The sequence below is a fragment of the Novosphingobium barchaimii LL02 genome, assembly GCF_001046635.1.
GTDB lineage: Bacteria > Pseudomonadota > Alphaproteobacteria > Sphingomonadales > Sphingomonadaceae > Novosphingobium > Novosphingobium barchaimii.
In genome coordinates this window covers 1,195,960-1,212,130 of record NZ_KQ130452.1, presented here as the reverse complement: position 1 = coordinate 1,212,130, position 16,171 = coordinate 1,195,960, and the positions used below count along the sequence as shown (strand labels likewise).

Here is a 16,171-nt window from a genome sequence, read left to right as displayed (position 1 = left end):
GTCGGCCGATGCCCGTCTCATGGGCGCCGATTCCTTATGGGGAATCAGCTGTAACGGCCCTTGCGCTCATGCGCCTGGCGGTAGTGTTGCACCCGTGTCGCGCGCAGGTCTGCCATGCCTTCGCGTTCCACGGAGCGTTGCCACGAGGCCAGTTCCTCAAGTGTGAGGCCATAGCGCTCGCATGCCTCGGCGATCGTCAGCAGTCCGCCGTTGACTGCCGAGACCACTTCGGCCTTGCGCCGCACCACCCAACGAGACGTATTGGCTGGCGGCAGCGTATCTTTGCTTAATGGCTCGCCAAGCGGGCCGGTTACCACCTTTGGCGGGGTGGTTTCAGTATCAATCATGGTTGGCCTCTTGAATGATTGTTGCCAACCCCCTGTCGTTCTCGGATTTTTGCCCCAAACCGTTAATTTGTGAACACCGATAATAGTTAACGCGCGTTTACGTTAAATCCCGTAAATTACGGGGATGACTATGCAAAAATTCCGATCAAAGGTTGATGCGGCGTTTACACATACTTCACCTGCGTTAATTACTTTTGCGTATGAGAGAATTAGCCAATTCGGACGCGGCCAAATCTAACGAGGTGCGAGTGTCTACACGTCGCAAGCATTCAGCCTATGCATCCGCGGTGGCGCGGCACATCTCCTCGGAGGGGTGCCAGTTCGAAGTCGCGCAGGACGATATCGCCGAAGGGCAGCGCTTCAGCTTCGCCCTCGACGGGTATCCTCCGATTCGCGGAACCGTGCGCTGGGTGGTGAGCGACCGCGTCGGTTTCGCGTTCGACCGGCCAATCTCGCGCGATGCGCAAAGCGCCATGCGCCAGCGCTGCAGCATCGTGCAGGGCGTGGAACTCTACCTCAACTGAGGGAGCAGGAGAACGGCGGGCCTATCAGCCCTGCCGTTTGCGCATCCACAGGATCGACCAGTCGCCGTTGACCATGCGCGCGGCGAGGCGCAGCCCGGCGCGGCGGCAGGCGGCGCGCACGGCCGCTTCCTGGGTCTCCAGCAGGCCGGCCAGCAGCAGGTGTCCGCCTGGAATCAGCGCCTTGCCAAAGTCCGGCGCCAACGACACCAGCGGCCCGGCGAGGATATTGGCGAGAATGAGATCGTAAGGGCCGCGCGCATCGAGCACGGGATGCTCCATGCCGTCCGCCACGGTCATCACCAGCTGGCCCCGGCCTGCGCCCATGGTCATGCCGTTCGCCGCTGCATTGTCATCCACCACGCCGACGCAGACCGCATCGATGTCGCTCGCCGTCGCCAGCGTGCGCGGCCATAGCGAGAGCGCCGCGAAGGCCAGCAGGCCGGTGCCGGTGCCGATGTCGGCGCAGTTGCGGATAACCAGGCCCTGCGCCTTCATATGCGTGAGCATGGCCAGGCACCCGGCGGTCGTCGCGTGCTGGCCGGTCCCGAATGCCTGACTGGCGGGGATTTCAAAGTCGAACACGCCCGGTTCGTCGGTGGCCGGATGCTCCGGGGTGTGGACGTGGAAGCGGCCCGCGCGGATCGGTTCGAGGCCTTCCTGGCTGGCGACCAGCCAGTCGGTATCGGGCAGTTCTTCGACTATCAGGTTGGGCGCGTCCTGCGCGAAGAGCGCGGCGATCGCGGCCTTGTCGGCGCGGGTCGGCTTGTGGTCGAGCCAGGCTTCCAGCTGCCATTCCTCGGGCTGGTCCTCTGCGATCTCGCGGCCGGAGAGGACGATCTCATGGTCCCAGTCCCACGCATCCTCATGCGCGACGAGGGCGCCCTCGACGACGAGACGAGGGGCAAAGGCGGTGACTTTCCAGCTCATCGTGCTTCTTTCGCTTCTTTGAGAAGTCGCGCTGCGAACCGGTCTTCGGCTGCGGCCACGTAGTTGCGGCAGGCGCTTGAATCGGCGAGCGGCTTCGTGCCGGCGAAACGCTCCATCATCGCGCTTTGCGAAGGGTGCGGGGTGAGCAGGATGTCGCAGGGCAGGACGGCCATTTTCGGCAGGCTCTTGCGGATCGCCGCGATTCGGTCGGGGTGGTCGGTGAAACGGTAACCGTCGGACGAGATCGTCGAGGCGCTGTCGGCATAGACAATGCGGCGGCAATCGCCGGCACCGGCGCAGGAGCGCCAGGTCCAGCTTGTGGAGCCCGGTGCGTGGACCGGCGTCGCATGGGCCGTGAGGACGAGCGAGCCGACCGTCACGGTCGCGCCGTCCGTCAGCACGCGGTCGACTTTCACCGGCGCGATGGAGTCGAGTCCGGCAGCCTGCGGGTCCTGCGCGCTGGGCTTGCCGGTCTCAAGCGCGACCTTCTGCACCGGCAACGCGGCGATTTTCGCGCCGGTAGCGCGCTGCAGTGCGGCAAGGGCGCCGGCGTGGTCGAAATGTTCATGGCTGGCGACGATCCAGCGCACTGCCTTGGGATCGAACCCGGCCTTGCGGATATTCGCCAGCACCAGCGGCGCGGCCTTGGCGAGGCCGCCGTCGACCAGGATGTGGCCTTTTTCACCGGTGACCAGGATCGCCGAGATACCGCAGGTGCCCACGTACCAGGTATTGGCGAAAATGCGCGCGGGCGGTGCCGGATCGGCCCATTCTTCCTTGCCCTTGCAGGCGGAAGCAAGCGCTGCCGCACTGTTCGCGGGTAGAGGCGGCGGCGTCGAAGCCTCCGCTGCGGTGCAGATCGGGGCGAGCAGGGTGACCAGCGCGGCGGCTTTGAAGGTGCGACTCATGCGCGCTGCTTTAAGCTGCACCTATGCGATAGGCCAGTACGCGACGACATTGATGGTCTTGGGAACTTGCACCATGGCGCATTTTGTCTAAGGGGCATGGTCGAGGGCAGCTTGTTGCGCTGCCGCAGGCAAGGGATTCGTGAGAGCCATGGCAAACGCCGGGACCAAAAACCGTCCGCTTTCGCCGCACCTCCAGATCTGGAAGTGGGGCCCGCACATGTTCGTGTCGATCCTCCACCGCGTCACCGGCGACGGCATGGCATTTGCCGGCCTCGGCGTGCTGCTGTGGTGGTTGGGCGCACTCGCCGGAGGGCCAGCGTCCTACGCGACCTTCCAGTGGGCGATGTCGACATGGATCGGCATGATCGTGCTGGTGGGCATCTCCTGGGCGTTCTTCAGCCATATGATGAGCGGCCTTCGCCACTTCGCACTGGACGTTGGCGCCGGCTTCGAGCTGCGCACCAACCGTATGTGGTCGATCATCTGCCCGATCCTGGGCGTCGTACTCACCGCCGCCTTCTGGGCGCTCCTGCTGCTTCGCTGAGGTAAGGGAAACATGGGTAACGGAACTTCCATCGGCCGCGTACGCGGCCTCGGCGCGGCCCGGGGCGGCGTCGTCCATCACTGGCTGCTGCAGCGCTTCACCTCGATCGGCAACCTGCTGACCGTGCTGTTCCTGGCGGTATCGCTGGTGCTGCTGCCGGATTACAATTACGCCACCATGGTCGAATGGATCGCGCGTCCGGTCCCGGCCCTGGCGATGATCCTGCTGGTCATCACCACCTTCTGGCACGCCCGTCTGGGCCTCCAGGTTCTGGTCGAGGACTATGTCCACGAGCACGGCAACAAGTTCGCCTGCATCGCGGCGCTGAACCTCGCCGCCTGCGCAGGGATCGCCTTTGGCGTATTCTGCATCGTTCGCCTCGCGCTGGGAGCCCACGCCTGATGTCCGCCGCGTATAAAATCATCGACCACCTCTACGACACCGTTGTCGTAGGCGCCGGCGGTTCGGGCCTGCGCGCCACCATGGGTTCGGCCGAAGCCGGCCTGAAGACCGCGTGCATCACCAAGGTCTTCCCTACCCGCTCGCACACCGTTGCGGCGCAGGGCGGCATTGCCGCCTCGCTGCAGAACAACTCGCCGGACCACTGGACCTGGCACATGTTCGACACCGTCAAGGGTTCGGACTGGCTGGGCGACCAGGACGCCATCGAGTACATGGTGCGCGAAGCCCCGCAGGCTGTGTACGAGCTGGAGCACGCAGGCGTGCCCTTCAGCCGCAACGCCGACGGCACGATCTATCAGCGCCCCTTCGGCGGCCACATGCAGAACATGGGCGAAGGCCCGCCGGTGCAGCGCACCTGCGCCGCCGCCGACCGTACCGGCCACGCCATGCTGCACGCGCTGTACCAGCAGTCGCTGAAGTACGCGGCCGACTTCTACATCGAATATTTCGCGATCGACCTCATCATGGAACCCGGCCCGGACGGCGTTCCGGTCTGCCGCGGCGTGATCGCGCTGTGCATGGACGATGGCACGCTCCACCGCTTCCGCGCGCAGGCCGTGGTGCTGGCGACGGGCGGCTACGGCCGTTCGTACTTCACCGCGACTTCGGCCCACACCTGCACGGGTGACGGCGGCGGCATGGTGCTGCGCGCCGGTCTACCGCTGCAGGACATGGAATTCGTCCAGTTCCACCCGACCGGCATCTACGGCGCCGGCGTTCTCATCACCGAGGGCGCGCGCGGCGAGGGCGGCTACCTGACGAACTCCGAGGGTGAGCGCTTCATGGAGCGCTATGCGCCCTCCGCCAAGGACCTCGCCAGCCGCGACGTCGTTTCGCGTTCGATGGCGCTGGAAATCCGCGAAGGCCGCGGCGTCGGCCCGCACAAGGACCACATCTACCTGCACCTCGATCACATCGATCCCAAGGTGCTGGGCGAACGTCTGCCGGGCATCACCGAGAGCGGCAAGATCTTTGCCGGTGTCGACCTGACCCGCCAGCCGCTTCCCGTGGTTCCGACCGTCCACTACAACATGGGCGGCATTCCGACGAACTACCACGGCGAAGTCATGACCATCGGCGCCGACGGCAACCCCGAGACGGTCGTCCCCGGCCTGTTCGCAGTGGGCGAAGCGGCCTGCGTTTCGGTCCATGGCGCCAACCGCCTTGGCTCGAACTCGCTGATCGATCTCGTGGTGTTCGGCCGCGCGACCGGCCACCGCCTGCGTGACATCGTCAAGCCCGGCGCGGCCCAGGCCGAACTGCCCAAGGATTCGGCGGACCTGGCGCTCACGCGTCTGGACCACTTCCGCAATGCCAAGGGCGGCACGCCCACGGCGGAAATCCGCACCGAGATGCAGCGCACCATGTCGCTTCACGCGGCGGTGTTCCGTACCGACGAACTGATGGTCGAAGGCAAGCAGAAGCTCGCCAAGACCTACGAGAAGTTCCAGGACGTGCATGTCACCGACACCGGCCTGATCTGGAACTCCGACCTCGTCGAGACGATGGAACTGGACAACCTGATCTCGCAGGCCACCGTCACGCTCCACGGCGCGCAGAACCGCCAGGAGAGCCGCGGCGCCCACGCGCACGAGGATTTCCCGAACCGCGACGATGCCAACTGGATGAAGCACACCGCAGCCTGGTTCAACGGCTGGGGCGGCAAGGGCGGCGAAGTGAAGATCGACTATCGCCCGGTCCACGAATTCACGCTTACTGACGACGTCGAGTACATCAAGCCCAAGGCCCGCGTGTACTGATACGCCGCTTCGGCACCTGAACAACGAGAGGAGGGCGGCGCACCGGCAAGGGTGCGCCGCCCTTTTTCCATTCCTGCGCGGCCTTAAGGAATGGCAGGAACTGGGGGGAGTTCCATGCATTTGTGGGGGTAATCCGCCGCAAAGGAAATTCGCCGATGGAACGCACCAAGCTCGACCCGCTGCTCGACCCTCATGTGGAGAGCGACCCACTTGTCCGCTCGATGAACCGGGCTCCCGGCAATCCGTGGGGCTGGATCATGGGCTACGGCGTGCTGCTGCTGCTTGTGGCGCTTATCGTGCTGGTCAATCCGCTGGTTGCAGGCGTGGCCACCGGGCTGCTGCTCGGCGTCGTGCTGGTGGTCTACGGCGTGGCCGCCATCGCTGCGGGGTGGACCACGCTTTCCACTCGCGCGCGCTGGACCGAAATCCTTCTCGGCGCGCTGGCGCTGCTGGCCGGCATCTTTGCGATCGTCGACCCGGTGGCAGGCGCATTGTCGCTGGTATGGGCCATCGGCGTGTGGCTGGTGATCGCGGGCGCATTCCAGATAGTCGTTGCCCTCAAGGCCCTCCATGATCGCGGCTGGCGGCTGTTCATGGGGGTACTCGACCTCGTCCTCGGCCTTGTCCTGCTGTTCTCCGGCCCGGTTACGGGGCTGGCTTTCCTGGCCATGGTCGTCGCGATAAGCCTTACAGTGCGCGCTGTTTTCCTGATCCAGCTGAGCCTTGCGCTCAAGAAAGCCTGACCTTCGGCATTCACCCGGCGTTCATGTTTACAGACGTAGTCGATTACGTATGTAAACGATGGAGGCCGGGATGTCGGAAAAGTCTGGCGAAGGGGCTGGCGAACAGCCCGAGAGGATTTCCGAAGCCGAACATGCGGTGATGGAGGCGCTGTGGCAGCGCAGCCCGCTCACGGCCCAAGAAGTGTGCGAGGAAGTCTGCGGTCCGCGCGGCTGGAGCCTCGCCACGGTCAAGACGCTGCTCTCGCGGCTCGTGGTGAAGCAGGCGGTCGGCACCGAGCCGGACGGCAAGCGCTTCCTCTATACCCCCCGCATCGCGCGTTCCGACTATGTCGGCACCGAAAGCCGCCGGTTGGTGGACCGCTTGTTTGGCGGCCGCGCGGCACCGCTTTTTGCGCATCTTGCGCAAAGCGAAGCACTCACCGAAGATGACATCACCGAGATCGAAGCCCTGTTGAGGGAGCTGAAGTCATGATCGAATGGCTGACCGATACGCTCATTGCCACTGGCGCGCTTATGGCGCTGGTGCTGGCCGCCCGCCGCCCGGTGGCGCGCTGGTTCGGACCCGGCGCGGCGTATGCGCTTTGGGTGCTGCCGATGATCCGGTTGGTGCTGCCGCCGCTGGCTCTGCCGCGAGGGCTGCTGCCCCGGATCGAGTTCGCGGTGGAGCCGCTGACCGCCGGGGCGGCGGGTCTGCATGCCGCGATCCCCATTCAAGCGGCCGGAATTGACGCGATGGCGCCGGCCACCGCGATACCGGCGGCGCAGCTCGCGGCCGCCGCCGAGCCGGGCCTGCTGGCGCAGGTGCCGTGGATGACGGTGGCTCTGGCGGTCTGGCTGGGCGGCGCAGCGGCATTCCTCGTCTGGCGCACGGTCACGTATCGCTGGATGCGCCGTGACCTGCTGGAGGGTTCGCGCCTTGTCGCCCGCTCCGGCGCGGTGCGCATTGTCGAAAGCCCGGCGATCACTGCGCCGCTGGCGTTCGGCGTGTTCGACAAGGTGGTGGCCTTGCCGATGCACTTCCTCGCGGATGAGGAGTCCGAGACGTCCGACTTCGCGATCGCCCATGAGATGGAGCATCACGCGGGCGGCGATCTGCTGGCGCTGATTGCGATGCAGCCACTATTCGCGCTCCACTGGTTCAATCCGCTGGGTTGGGCCGGCTGGCGCGCCGTGCGCTCCGATCAGGAGGCAGCCTGCGATGCGCGGGTCATGTTGGGCCGCAGCCGCGAGGAACGCGCGCGGTACGGCCGCCTGATCGCCTCTCTGGCAGGCGGGGCCCGGCTCGGACTCGCCGCGCCGATGGCCGGGTCGCTTTCGGGTGAGAAGCCGATCATCCACCGGCTGAAAGCGCTGGCCCGCAAGGATGTGACCCCCGCGCGGCGCGTACTGGCTCGCAGTCTTTTCGCGCTTGCCATCGTCGCCGTGCCTGCGACCGCAACGGTCAGCTACGCCGCGATGGAAAAGGCGGATGTGCCTGAAGTTCCGGCAGCACCGGCAGCACCGGCAGCACCGGCAGCACCGGCAGCACCGGCAGCGCCTGCGGTGCAGTCTTCGACCGATGCGCGGGTTTCCGAAGCTCCGCAAGCGCCCGGGGCTGCCGAAATACCGGATGCACCGGCACAGCCCGACTGGCCGGACGAAGCAGGTGCGGTGCCTCCTGCACCCCCGGTTCCGCCAGCACCGCCCGAGCCGATGTCGCTCAGGAATGCCATGTCGCAGGACCATGCTCGCCGAGCCGCTGACGCTGACCGCCGGGCGGAGGACGCCGATCGCCGCGCCGCCGATGCGATGGCCCGCGCGCCGCAGGTGGAGGAAAGGGTATCCAGCGATGGCAAGCGACGCACCATCAGCATCGTGCGCAGCGACGGCTCCGGCGCTGGGAAGGTCATCCGTCAGATGATCCTGGACGAGGATTGCCCGGCGGATAGCACCCGCCGGCAAGCGCGCGGCGAGGCGAATGGCACATCAGCGAGTGTGGTGATCTGCACGGGCGAACCCAAGGCTGCGAAGCAGGCTGCGGTGAACGCGATTCGCAGTGCGCGGGCTTCCATCGCCTCGAACCGCGACCTCGATCCGCAGGTACGAGCGGAAATCCTGTCGGACCTTGAGGGCGAACTGGCCGATGCGATGAAGGAAGCGCGCGGTAGCTGATCGCCGCCGAGTGCAAGAGGGACCGGGAAACGCCTTGTGGCCGGTAGTTCAGAAGCTCCGGTTCTTGCGGTTGTCACCGTTCCAGCGGGAGAGGATGGCCTCCAGCTCCATTGGGTTGAGCAGGTGGTCAAACGCGCAGCCAATCAGACCGTTATCCCACCAAACGACTCTGGCGGTGACGGTATCCATGCCGGGCAGCGTCAGCCAGCAGATGGTGCGGGGCGCGACGCGGGTCATCGCGGTTGCCGAAAATCCCGATAGCGAAAGATCGCGCACCGCCGTCTGGAAACCCTTGGAGCCAGAAGGTCTGAGCGATGCGGGGATGGAGATGCGCAGGCGCGGCGCGCTGCGATCTTCCTGGGCAGCTGCCTCGTATCGTTCCTGCTGGGTGTGGACCATGGCGACCTCGCGCTTTTTAGGCACGGTGCGTATTTTCGGCACCGATTCGTCACCATGTGTCCCAGCTTGGGATTACTATCGACTTACGCAGTCTGGTTAACGGTTTCCCGGTGGCCCGTCGCAAAGTCCTCAGTCAGCAGGGAAACCAGCCGGTCAGCTACCACTTCAGGGGGCTTTACCGAGGCGGGTGCCTCACCCGGGTAAGCCCGTGCGCGCATGGCGGTGCGGGTGGCGCCGGGGTTGACGATGGCAACGCGGATCTTCGAAACCTTGGCGGTTTCCTGCGCGTAGCAGTCCAGCAGAACCTCGAAGGCGGCCTTGGTCGCGCCGTAAGCGCCCCAATAGGCACGCGGTGCCTGCGCGACCGTGGTGGTCATGCCGATGACGCGCGCATCGCCGCTTTTCTTCAGCAGCGGATCGAAGTTGGCGAACAGCGCCTGGGTGGCGAGGACATTTGTGGTCAGCGCCTTGTTGAAGGCGCGCTGATCGATGTCGGCGACGCTGGTCAGCTCGGGCAGGATCGCCGCGTTGATGACCATTATGTCGAGCTTGCCCCAGCGCTGCGACAGCGCCGTGGCAAGGCGGGCGATGCCGTCCGGCTCGACAAGGTCGACAGGCGCGATCGTGGCCGAACCGCCCGCCTGGAAGATCGCGTCCTCGACCGCTTCGAGCGCCCTGGTGTCGCGCCCGGTGAGCACGACATGCGCGCCCTGCGCCGCCAGAGCGGCGGCCGTAGCCGCGCCGATGCCCCGGCTGGCGCCGGTTACCAGCGCGACTTGTCCCTCGAATGCCTTTTCGCTCACGCTGCGTTGAGCTCCGCCGGGAAACGGTCGGTGAAGTCGGTCAGCTTGGTCGGGTATTCGCCGGTGAAGCAGGCGTCGCAGAACTGCGGGCACTTGCTGGCGCGCTTTTCCTGACCGACCGCGCGGTACAGACCGTCGATCGACACGAAGGCGAGGCTGTCGGCCTTGATGAAATCGGCCATGGCGGCCGTGTCCATCGTGGCGGCCAGCAGCTTCGAACGCTCGGGCGTGTCGACGCCGTAGAAGCAGGAATGCTCGGTTGGCGGGCTGGCGATGCGCATGTGCACTTCGGCGGCGCCGGCATCGCGCATCATCTCGACGATCTTCTTCGAGGTCGTGCCGCGCACGATCGAATCGTCGATCAGGACGATCCGCTTGCCTTCCACGACGGCGCGGTTGGCGTTGTGCTTGCGCTTCACGTCGGCGTGGCGGGCGGCATCACCCGGCTGGATGAAAGTGCGGCCCACGTAGTGCGATCGGATGATGCCCAGTTCGAACGGAATGCCGGATTCCTGCGCATAGCCGATGGCGGCGGGAACGCCGCTGTCGGGAACGGGGATCACCACGTCGGCGTCCGCGAAGGCTTCCTTGGCCAGCTCGACGCCGATCTGCTTGCGCACCTGATAGACCGAAAGGCCGTCCATGACCGAATCGGGGCGCGAGAAGTAGACGTGTTCGAAGATGCAGGGACGCGGGGCGGGATCGCCGAACGGGCGGTGGCTGGAGATCGTACCCTTGTGATCAACCTGGACGAGTTCACCCGGCTCTATCGAGCGGATGAACTCGGCGCCGACGATGTCGAAGGCGACGGTTTCGGAGGCGAATACGGTGGCGTCGCCGATGCGGCCCATCACCAGCGGGCGGATGCCCAGCGGATCGCGGCAGGCGATCATGCCTTCCGGGGTCATGCAGATCAGCGAGTAGGCGCCTTCCACCATGCGCAGCGCATCGACGAAGCGGTCGAGCAGGGTGGGGTATCGGCTGGTAGCGACAAGGTGGATGATGACTTCGGTGTCGGACGTCGACTGGAAAATCGACCCCTTGGACACGAGGTCATGCTTCAGCGTCATCGCGTTGGAAATGTTGCCGTTATGCGCGATGGCGAAGCCGCCCGCGGCAAGGTCGGCGAACAGCGGCTGGACGTTGCGCAGGCCCGATCCGCCGGTCGTGGCGTAGCGGACGTGGCCCGAGGCCATGTTGCCGGGCAGGGTGTCCAGTTCCTTCTGGCTGAACACCTGCGCCACGTGGCCGATGCCCCGGTGCGAGTGGAACTCGTCGCCCGAGAAGCTGGTGATGCCCACCGCCTCCTGGCCGCGATGCTGAAGGGAATGAAGACCTGCCGCCGTGATCGCAGCGGCTTCCCTGGCACCGATAACGCCGAAGATGCCGCACTCTTCGCGCAGCTTGTCCCCGTCCGAATCGAGAAAGGGATGAGTAATGTTCATGGATGTATGTCCAGCCCGCTGGCGCGTCAAAACGTCCGCGCATTTGGCTGTGATTGTCGGCAAAAGCAAGGGGGAAGGGGCAAGACTTGCAGTGCGTCGCGCGAACTGGGCCTTTCCAACGCCTGATACATGACGCCGTGATGACGGCCAGGTGGCTCTGCCTAGCGGCCGTCCGCCGCGCCGCGATGATAGCTGCTGGCCGATTCCGCGTCCTGGACGTCATAGGCGAACCACGCGGCCGGGCCGTGATCGTACACCTGCACGAGGCCGTCCGTCACTTGCGCCTCATAGAAGCTCGACGAACCCCGGTCGTATCCCTTGACGGTGCTGCCATCGCTCTCGAAGGACACGAACGTCCTGTCGCCTTCGTCGCGCAGTTCGGGAAGGGTGCCCCCGAACTTCACGCCGCGATCGCCGTCGAACCCCTGCAACTGCTTGCCCCTGAACTCCGCGGCGATACGCAGGTCGCGTCCAGCCGAGTGATCGTAGAGACCGGCAACCTTTTTGCCGGTGATGAAAGCGAATGTGGCGGCGGCGATCATTGCGCGGGTATGGGAATGCATTGCTGCATCTGGCACCCAGGCGAACCCCAGATCAAGCAGTCTTTCCAATAGCAGAGGCTTCTTTTGCGCATTCCGCCGGGAACCATTTGCCTGCCCACAGCTTGCCAGCGCGCATCCATCATCCTAATGCCGCCCTGCCCCTTTACCGATCACAGACGGACCCCGCGCTCTTGATCCTATCCCCTTTCGAATGGACCATCGCCAAGCGCTACATGCTGCCGGGCAAGGGCGAGCGCTTCATAGCGCTGGTCGCCGGCATCAGCCTTGTCGCGGTGGCGCTGGGCGTCGCCGCGCTGGTGATCGTCATGAGCGTGATGAACGGCTTCCGCGCGGAACTGTTCGACAAGATCGTTAATCTCAACGGCCATGCCATCATCCAGGCCTACGGCGGCCGGCTCGATGACTGGGAGCGCGTACTCAAGGATGTGCGCGCCACCAAGGGCGTGGTCAGAGCCTCGCCCCTGATCGACCAGCCGCTGCTCGTCACGTTCAATGGCCGCACCGAAGGCATCCAGCTTCGCGGCCATACCGCCGAAGACATCGCCCGCATCCAGGACAAGGTGAAAGTCGGCAGTCTTGCCGAGATCAAACCCGGCGCCGAGAATGTCGCGATCGGCAATCAGCTGGCGCAGAACCTGGGCGCGCAAGTGGGCGACGTGATCACCGTCATCAACCCGCTGGGCCGCGCTACTCCGTTCGGCACGGTGCCGCGCCAGATCGGCTACCGGGTCGCCGCGATCTTCGAAATCGGCGTTTACGATTACGACAACGCCTTCGTGATGATGCCGATCAAGGATGCGCAGACGCTGTTGCTGACCGGCGATGCGATCGGCACCATAGAGGTCACCACCAACGATCCGGACAATGTCGGCAGGATTCTTGCCCCCCTTTCGCGCCAGCTTGAGGGCCGGGCCATCGTCACCGACTGGAAGACCATCAACGCCTCGTTGTTCGAGGCGCTGGCGGTGGAGCGGGTGGCGATGTTCGTGGTGCTTTCGATCATCGTGCTGGTGGCGGTGTTCAACATTCTCTCCTCGCTCATCATGCTGGTGCGCGCCAAGACCCGCGACATCGCGATCCTGCGCACGATGGGGGCCACGCGCCGCTCGCTGCTCAAGGTGTTCGTGACGGCAGGCTTCTGCATCGGTGCGATGGGCACTGTGCTGGGACTGCTGCTGGGTTTCGTGTTCCTCTATTTCCGCCAGCCTATCGTGCATCTGGTGGAGATCGTCACCGGCCAGAACCTGTGGGACCCCTCGATTCGCTTTTTGACCGAGCTGCCCGCGCGCTCCGACCCTGTCGAGATCGTCTCGATCTGCGGTATGGCGCTGGTGTTCAGCTTCCTTGCCACGCTCTACCCGGCCTACAGGGCGGCGAGCACCGATCCCGTGCAGGTGCTGCGTTATGAGTGAAACCATCCCCGCTTCGACTTCCGCGCCGGTCGTGCGCCTCACCGACGTTACCCGCAGCTTCGAGCAGGGCGGGGTGCGTATCGACGTGCTGCGCGGCGTGAACCTGACGGTGCGCCCCGGCGAGATCGTCGGCCTGCTTGGCCCCTCGGGCTCGGGCAAGTCGACCATGCTGCAGGCAATCGGCCTGCTGGAAGGCGGCTTCGGCGGCAGGATCGAGATCGCCGGTATCGACGCCAGCAAGCTGGGGAAGGACCAGCGCGCTGCCGTGCGCCGCGATCACATCGGCTTCGTCTACCAGTTCCACCACCTGCTGCCCGATTTCAACGCGATCGAAAACGTGGTTCTGCCCCAGCTCATCACCGGCAAGCCCCGGCCCGAGTGCGACGAACGCGCACGCGAACTGCTCACCGCGCTGGGCCTCGGCCAGCGTCTGGAGCACCGTCCCAGCAAGCTCTCGGGCGGAGAGCAGCAGCGCGTCGCGGTGGCGCGCGCCTTGGCCAACCGCCCGCATCTGGTGCTGGCGGACGAACCGACCGGCAACCTCGACGAGGCGACGGCCGACAAGGTCTTCGCCCAGTTCCTCGCGCTGGTGCGGGGCGAGGGCAGCGCCGCGCTGGTCGCCACCCACAACGAACGGCTGGCCGCAGCAATGGACCGCGTGGTGCGCTTGCATGAAGGTGTGCTGACTTAGAGGGTTACGCAGGATTATGGCGGAACCAGCGTTGAACTCGGGATTTTCTGTTCCCACATCGAGTGTGTCAGTTTGAACAGAAAAGAAGGTCAGCGCCCATGAGCGACACCCCCTCCACCATCGAGACGAGCACCAGCCCGGCAAAGGGCTTCGGCTGGGAGGATTCCGCCGAGCTTCACAAGTGCGAAGATGGCGGCGGCCTGTTCCACCGGTTCAAGACCATCCGGCGCGGCACGGTGGCCGAACTGATCCTTTTCGTCCTCGGAATGCCCGAAGACCGGCAGGACGATTACGCCATTCAGAAGGACGGCGACCACACGTTCCGCATCGGCGAAATTCGCAGGCTGTCGCGCCGCGCTGATTTCCCTCTGGCGTGAAAGTCCCAAGCGTGAGGGACAGCCCGCGCACTATCGCTGATTTCTCCGCCGTTCTGCCGAATGGCGAGGAGGTTAGCCTTGCCGACCGTCTCGGCAAGGTGGTGCTGGTGGTCAACACCGCCAGCAAGTGCGGCTTCACTCCGCAATACAGCGGGCTGGAGGAACTCTGGCAGAAGTACGGTGAGCGCGGGTTCGAGGTGATGGCCTTCCCGTGCAACCAGTTCGGCGGGCAGGAGCCGGGCGACGCTGACGAGATCTCGGCGTTCTGCGAGGTCAACTTCGGCCTGTCGTTCCCGCTGATGGGGAAGGTCGAAGTCAACGGGCCGGGCACCGCGCCTCTATACGAATGGCTCAAGACGCAGGCACCCGGTCTGCTCGGGTCGAAGTCGATCAAGTGGAACTTCACCAAGTTCCTCATCGACCGCCAGGGTAAAGTGGTCCGCCGCTATGCCCCCACTGACAAGCCCGCCGCGTTGACCGGCGATATCGAGGCGCTGCTCTAGCACATTCATCATTCGCAGCGTTGCCCCGCCGCTTCGCGTGAGCAAGGGATTGATGCGGCCGACATTTGGGCCGATCCACAGCGCTCCCATTTCCTTCCTCGGAGTTGCACTCAAGATGCTGCGTCTGCGTTTCTCGTCCTCCGCGCTTGTCTCGATCGCGCTTGCCTCGGCAGCCTGCGCGCCGGTGATGGCCAAGGATCCCATCGCCGAGACGAAAACCGGCAAAGTCTCCGGCGTTAGCGAGGAAGGCGTCGTCAGCTGGAAGGGCATCCCTTTCGCCGCGCCGCCGGTGGGCGATCTGCGCTGGCGGGCGCCGCAGCCTGCCGCCGCGTGGCAGGACGTACGCCCGGCGACGGCCTACGGGCACGACTGCATGCAAAAGCCGTTCCCCAGCGACGCCGCGCCGCTCGGCACGCCGCCTGCGGAGGACTGCCTCTACCTCAACGTCTGGAAGCCGGATGGCGCCAGAGGCAAGCTGCCCGTGGTGCTGTGGATCTACGGCGGCGGCTTCGTGAACGGGGGGTCGTCGCCACCGACCTATTCGGGCGCGGAACTGGCACGAAAAGGCGTGATGGTGGTGAGCTTCAATTACCGCATCGGCCGTTTCGGCACTTTCGCCCACCCGCAGCTTGCCGCGCAAAATGCCGATGGCGGACTGCTGGGCAACTACGGCACAATGGACCAGATCGCCGCGCTCAAATGGGTGCATGACAATATCGCGGCCTTCGGCGGCGATCCCGCCAATATCACCCTGATGGGTGAGAGCGCGGGCGGTTTCTCGGTTCACATGCTGATGACCTCACCCCTGACCAAGGGCCTTTTCCACCGCGCGGTCATCATGTCCGGCGGCAACGGCGACATGCTTGGCAAGGGCGACATGGCCGAGGCCGAGAAGGCCGGCGTGGCGTTCGCCGCCACCAAAGGCATCGCCGCAAACGATCCCAAAGCGCTGGACAAGCTGCGTGCGCTCAGCGCCGAGCAGGTGGTCGACGGGTTGAACATGGCGGCGCTGTTCGCTTCTCCGCGCCCGCCGTTCTCGTCGCCCTTCGCGGACGGCCGGATCGCGGTGGACATGCGCAAGGCGTATGCGCAGGGCCAGTTCGCCAAGGTGCCGGTCATGGTAGGCGCAACCAGCGCCGATATGGGCGGCCCGGACGGCGTCATGATAAAGGGCGCGCGCGACATCGCCGGGGCGCTGACCAAGGCGGGCGTACCGGTCTACGCCTATCGCTTCTCCTACGTCGCCGCCTCGACCAAGGCGCAAGGCGCGGGCCATGCCACCGACATCCCGTTCTTCTTCGATACCCAGGCGGTGAAATATGCGGACGGGATCACCGCGATGGATAACCACATGGGCAAGATGATGAGCGATGCGCTGGTGGCCTTTGCGAAGAAGGGCGACCCGAACGGCGGCGCGCTGCCGGCATGGCCGCGCTACGACCCCGGCAAGGACGTTATCATGGACTTCGCCGCCGATGGCGAAGCTCGCGCCGCGCGCGACCCGCTCACCCTGAAGCGCTGAAACGCCACAGGGCGCGCCAAATTGAGGGATGGGCGGTGCTATCCCCCGCCTTTTCCCCGGCGCGGCCTTGATCGTCTATGGGTGCAGTGC

The 16,171-nt window shown here is 65.3% G+C and carries 19 protein-coding genes; 12 read left to right on the top strand and 7 right to left on the bottom strand.

Features of this window, described 5'->3' with window-relative positions:
* Positions 1-44: 44 nt before the first annotated feature.
* On the bottom strand, positions 45-347 hold the full coding sequence (sciP, locus tag V474_RS05955) for a CtrA inhibitor SciP (RefSeq protein ID WP_059150539.1): 303 nt from the start codon (positions 345-347) through the stop codon (positions 45-47).
* A gap of 248 nt (positions 348-595) precedes the next feature.
* Between sciP and V474_RS05950 the strand changes: the two genes are divergently transcribed.
* Positions 596-871: a PilZ domain-containing protein gene (locus V474_RS05950; protein WP_059150538.1), complete on the top strand. Its 276-nt coding sequence runs from the start codon at positions 596-598 to the stop codon at positions 869-871.
* A gap of 24 nt (positions 872-895) precedes the next feature.
* On the opposite strand, the gene V474_RS05945 is transcribed toward V474_RS05950, so the two are convergent.
* Positions 896-1,798: a 50S ribosomal protein L11 methyltransferase gene (locus V474_RS05945; protein ID WP_059150537.1), complete on the bottom strand. Its 903-nt coding sequence runs from the start codon at positions 1,796-1,798 to the stop codon at positions 896-898.
* Positions 1,795-2,706: a subclass B3 metallo-beta-lactamase gene (bla, locus tag V474_RS05940; protein WP_059150536.1), complete on the bottom strand. Its 912-nt coding sequence runs from the start codon at positions 2,704-2,706 to the stop codon at positions 1,795-1,797. Before bla ends, V474_RS05945 begins: the two co-directional genes overlap by 4 nt.
* A gap of 148 nt (positions 2,707-2,854) precedes the next feature.
* Between bla and sdhC the strand changes: the two genes are divergently transcribed.
* The 6 genes from sdhC to V474_RS05910 all read left to right on the top strand — a co-directional run bounded on the left by sdhC (position 2,855) and on the right by V474_RS05910 (position 8,366).
* Entirely contained in the window at positions 2,855-3,250 is a 396-nt protein-coding gene (gene sdhC / locus V474_RS05935) for a succinate dehydrogenase, cytochrome b556 subunit (protein ID WP_059150535.1), read from the top strand.
* A gap of 12 nt (positions 3,251-3,262) precedes the next feature.
* Entirely contained in the window at positions 3,263-3,652 is a 390-nt protein-coding gene (sdhD, locus tag V474_RS05930) for a succinate dehydrogenase, hydrophobic membrane anchor protein (protein WP_059150534.1), read from the top strand.
* A complete protein-coding gene (gene sdhA, locus V474_RS05925) occupies positions 3,652-5,472 on the top strand; it encodes a succinate dehydrogenase flavoprotein subunit (protein ID WP_059150533.1) in 1,821 nt (606 codons plus the stop codon). Before sdhD ends, sdhA begins: the two co-directional genes overlap by 1 nt.
* 155 nt (positions 5,473-5,627) lie before the next feature.
* Entirely contained in the window at positions 5,628-6,215 is a 588-nt protein-coding gene (locus tag V474_RS05920; RefSeq protein ID WP_059150532.1) for a DUF308 domain-containing protein, read from the top strand.
* Positions 6,216-6,285: 70 nt separating this feature from the next.
* On the top strand, positions 6,286-6,687 hold the full coding sequence (locus V474_RS05915; RefSeq protein WP_059150531.1) for a BlaI/MecI/CopY family transcriptional regulator: 402 nt from the start codon (positions 6,286-6,288) through the stop codon (positions 6,685-6,687).
* Complete coding sequence (locus tag V474_RS05910; protein WP_059150530.1) at positions 6,684-8,366, top strand: M56 family metallopeptidase; 1,683 nt, start codon at positions 6,684-6,686, stop codon at positions 8,364-8,366. Before V474_RS05915 ends, V474_RS05910 begins: the two co-directional genes overlap by 4 nt.
* A 48-nt stretch (positions 8,367-8,414) precedes the next feature.
* Here V474_RS05910 and V474_RS05905 read toward each other — a convergent pair whose 3' ends face one another.
* From V474_RS05905 to V474_RS05890, 4 genes are all read right to left on the bottom strand, one after another.
* Positions 8,415-8,765, bottom strand: coding sequence for a PilZ domain-containing protein (locus V474_RS05905; protein WP_059150529.1), 351 nt, complete (start codon positions 8,763-8,765; stop codon positions 8,415-8,417).
* A gap of 83 nt (positions 8,766-8,848) precedes the next feature.
* The gene (locus V474_RS05900) at positions 8,849-9,568 is read right to left on the bottom strand and encodes an SDR family NAD(P)-dependent oxidoreductase (RefSeq protein WP_059150528.1); all 720 of its coding nucleotides are present in this window, start codon (positions 9,566-9,568) and stop codon (positions 8,849-8,851) included.
* Complete coding sequence (purF, locus tag V474_RS05895) at positions 9,565-11,013, bottom strand: amidophosphoribosyltransferase (protein ID WP_059150527.1); 1,449 nt, start codon at positions 11,011-11,013, stop codon at positions 9,565-9,567. The genes V474_RS05900 and purF overlap by 4 nt, the downstream gene beginning before the upstream one ends.
* 161 nt (positions 11,014-11,174) lie before the next feature.
* The gene (locus tag V474_RS05890) at positions 11,175-11,576 is read right to left on the bottom strand and encodes a hypothetical protein (RefSeq protein WP_059150810.1); all 402 of its coding nucleotides are present in this window, start codon (positions 11,574-11,576) and stop codon (positions 11,175-11,177) included.
* Positions 11,577-11,746: 170 nt separating this feature from the next.
* Here V474_RS05890 and V474_RS05885 point away from each other — a divergent pair, with 170 nt between their 5' ends.
* The 5 genes from V474_RS05885 (at position 11,747) to V474_RS05865 (ending at position 16,081) form a co-directional block, all read left to right on the top strand.
* Entirely contained in the window at positions 11,747-12,988 is a 1,242-nt protein-coding gene (locus tag V474_RS05885; protein WP_059150526.1) for a lipoprotein-releasing ABC transporter permease subunit, read from the top strand.
* Positions 12,981-13,679, top strand: coding sequence for an ABC transporter ATP-binding protein (locus tag V474_RS05880; protein WP_059150525.1), 699 nt, complete (start codon positions 12,981-12,983; stop codon positions 13,677-13,679). Before V474_RS05885 ends, V474_RS05880 begins: the two co-directional genes overlap by 8 nt.
* Positions 13,680-13,777: 98 nt before the next feature.
* The gene (locus tag V474_RS05875; protein ID WP_059150524.1) at positions 13,778-14,056 is read left to right on the top strand and encodes a hypothetical protein; all 279 of its coding nucleotides are present in this window, start codon (positions 13,778-13,780) and stop codon (positions 14,054-14,056) included.
* An 11-nt stretch (positions 14,057-14,067) separates the two neighbouring features.
* Positions 14,068-14,559 carry a glutathione peroxidase gene (locus V474_RS05870; RefSeq protein WP_059150523.1) on the top strand — a complete coding sequence of 164 codons (492 nt, stop codon included), beginning with the start codon at positions 14,068-14,070 and terminating at the stop codon, positions 14,557-14,559.
* A 115-nt stretch (positions 14,560-14,674) separates the two neighbouring features.
* Entirely contained in the window at positions 14,675-16,081 is a 1,407-nt protein-coding gene (locus tag V474_RS05865; protein WP_059150522.1) for a carboxylesterase/lipase family protein, read from the top strand.
* Positions 16,082-16,171 lie beyond the last annotated feature (90 nt).

Excerpts from the sequence above, each read along its gene's own strand:
- sciP (WP_059150539.1), bottom strand. The coding sequence starts at position 347 with ATGATTGATACTGAAACCACCCCGCCAAAGGTGGTAACCGGCCCGCTT.
- V474_RS05945 (WP_059150537.1), bottom strand. The coding sequence starts at position 1,798 with ATGAGCTGGAAAGTCACCGCCTTTGCCCCTCGTCTCGTCGTCGAGGGC.
- bla (WP_059150536.1), bottom strand. The coding sequence starts at position 2,706 with ATGAGTCGCACCTTCAAAGCCGCCGCGCTGGTCACCCTGCTCGCCCCG.
- sdhC (WP_059150535.1), top strand. The coding sequence starts at position 2,855 with ATGGCAAACGCCGGGACCAAAAACCGTCCGCTTTCGCCGCACCTCCAG.
- sdhD (WP_059150534.1), top strand. The coding sequence starts at position 3,263 with ATGGGTAACGGAACTTCCATCGGCCGCGTACGCGGCCTCGGCGCGGCC.
- sdhA (WP_059150533.1), top strand. The coding sequence starts at position 3,652 with ATGTCCGCCGCGTATAAAATCATCGACCACCTCTACGACACCGTTGTC.
- V474_RS05920 (WP_059150532.1), top strand. The coding sequence starts at position 5,628 with ATGGAACGCACCAAGCTCGACCCGCTGCTCGACCCTCATGTGGAGAGC.
- V474_RS05915 (WP_059150531.1), top strand. The coding sequence starts at position 6,286 with ATGTCGGAAAAGTCTGGCGAAGGGGCTGGCGAACAGCCCGAGAGGATT.
- V474_RS05910 (WP_059150530.1), top strand. The coding sequence starts at position 6,684 with ATGATCGAATGGCTGACCGATACGCTCATTGCCACTGGCGCGCTTATG.
- V474_RS05905 (WP_059150529.1), bottom strand. The coding sequence starts at position 8,765 with ATGGTCCACACCCAGCAGGAACGATACGAGGCAGCTGCCCAGGAAGAT.
- purF (WP_059150527.1), bottom strand. The coding sequence starts at position 11,013 with ATGAACATTACTCATCCCTTTCTCGATTCGGACGGGGACAAGCTGCGC.
- V474_RS05890 (WP_059150810.1), bottom strand. The coding sequence starts at position 11,576 with ATGCATTCCCATACCCGCGCAATGATCGCCGCCGCCACATTCGCTTTC.
- V474_RS05880 (WP_059150525.1), top strand. The coding sequence starts at position 12,981 with ATGAGTGAAACCATCCCCGCTTCGACTTCCGCGCCGGTCGTGCGCCTC.
- V474_RS05875 (WP_059150524.1), top strand. The coding sequence starts at position 13,778 with ATGAGCGACACCCCCTCCACCATCGAGACGAGCACCAGCCCGGCAAAG.
- V474_RS05865 (WP_059150522.1), top strand. The coding sequence starts at position 14,675 with ATGCTGCGTCTGCGTTTCTCGTCCTCCGCGCTTGTCTCGATCGCGCTT.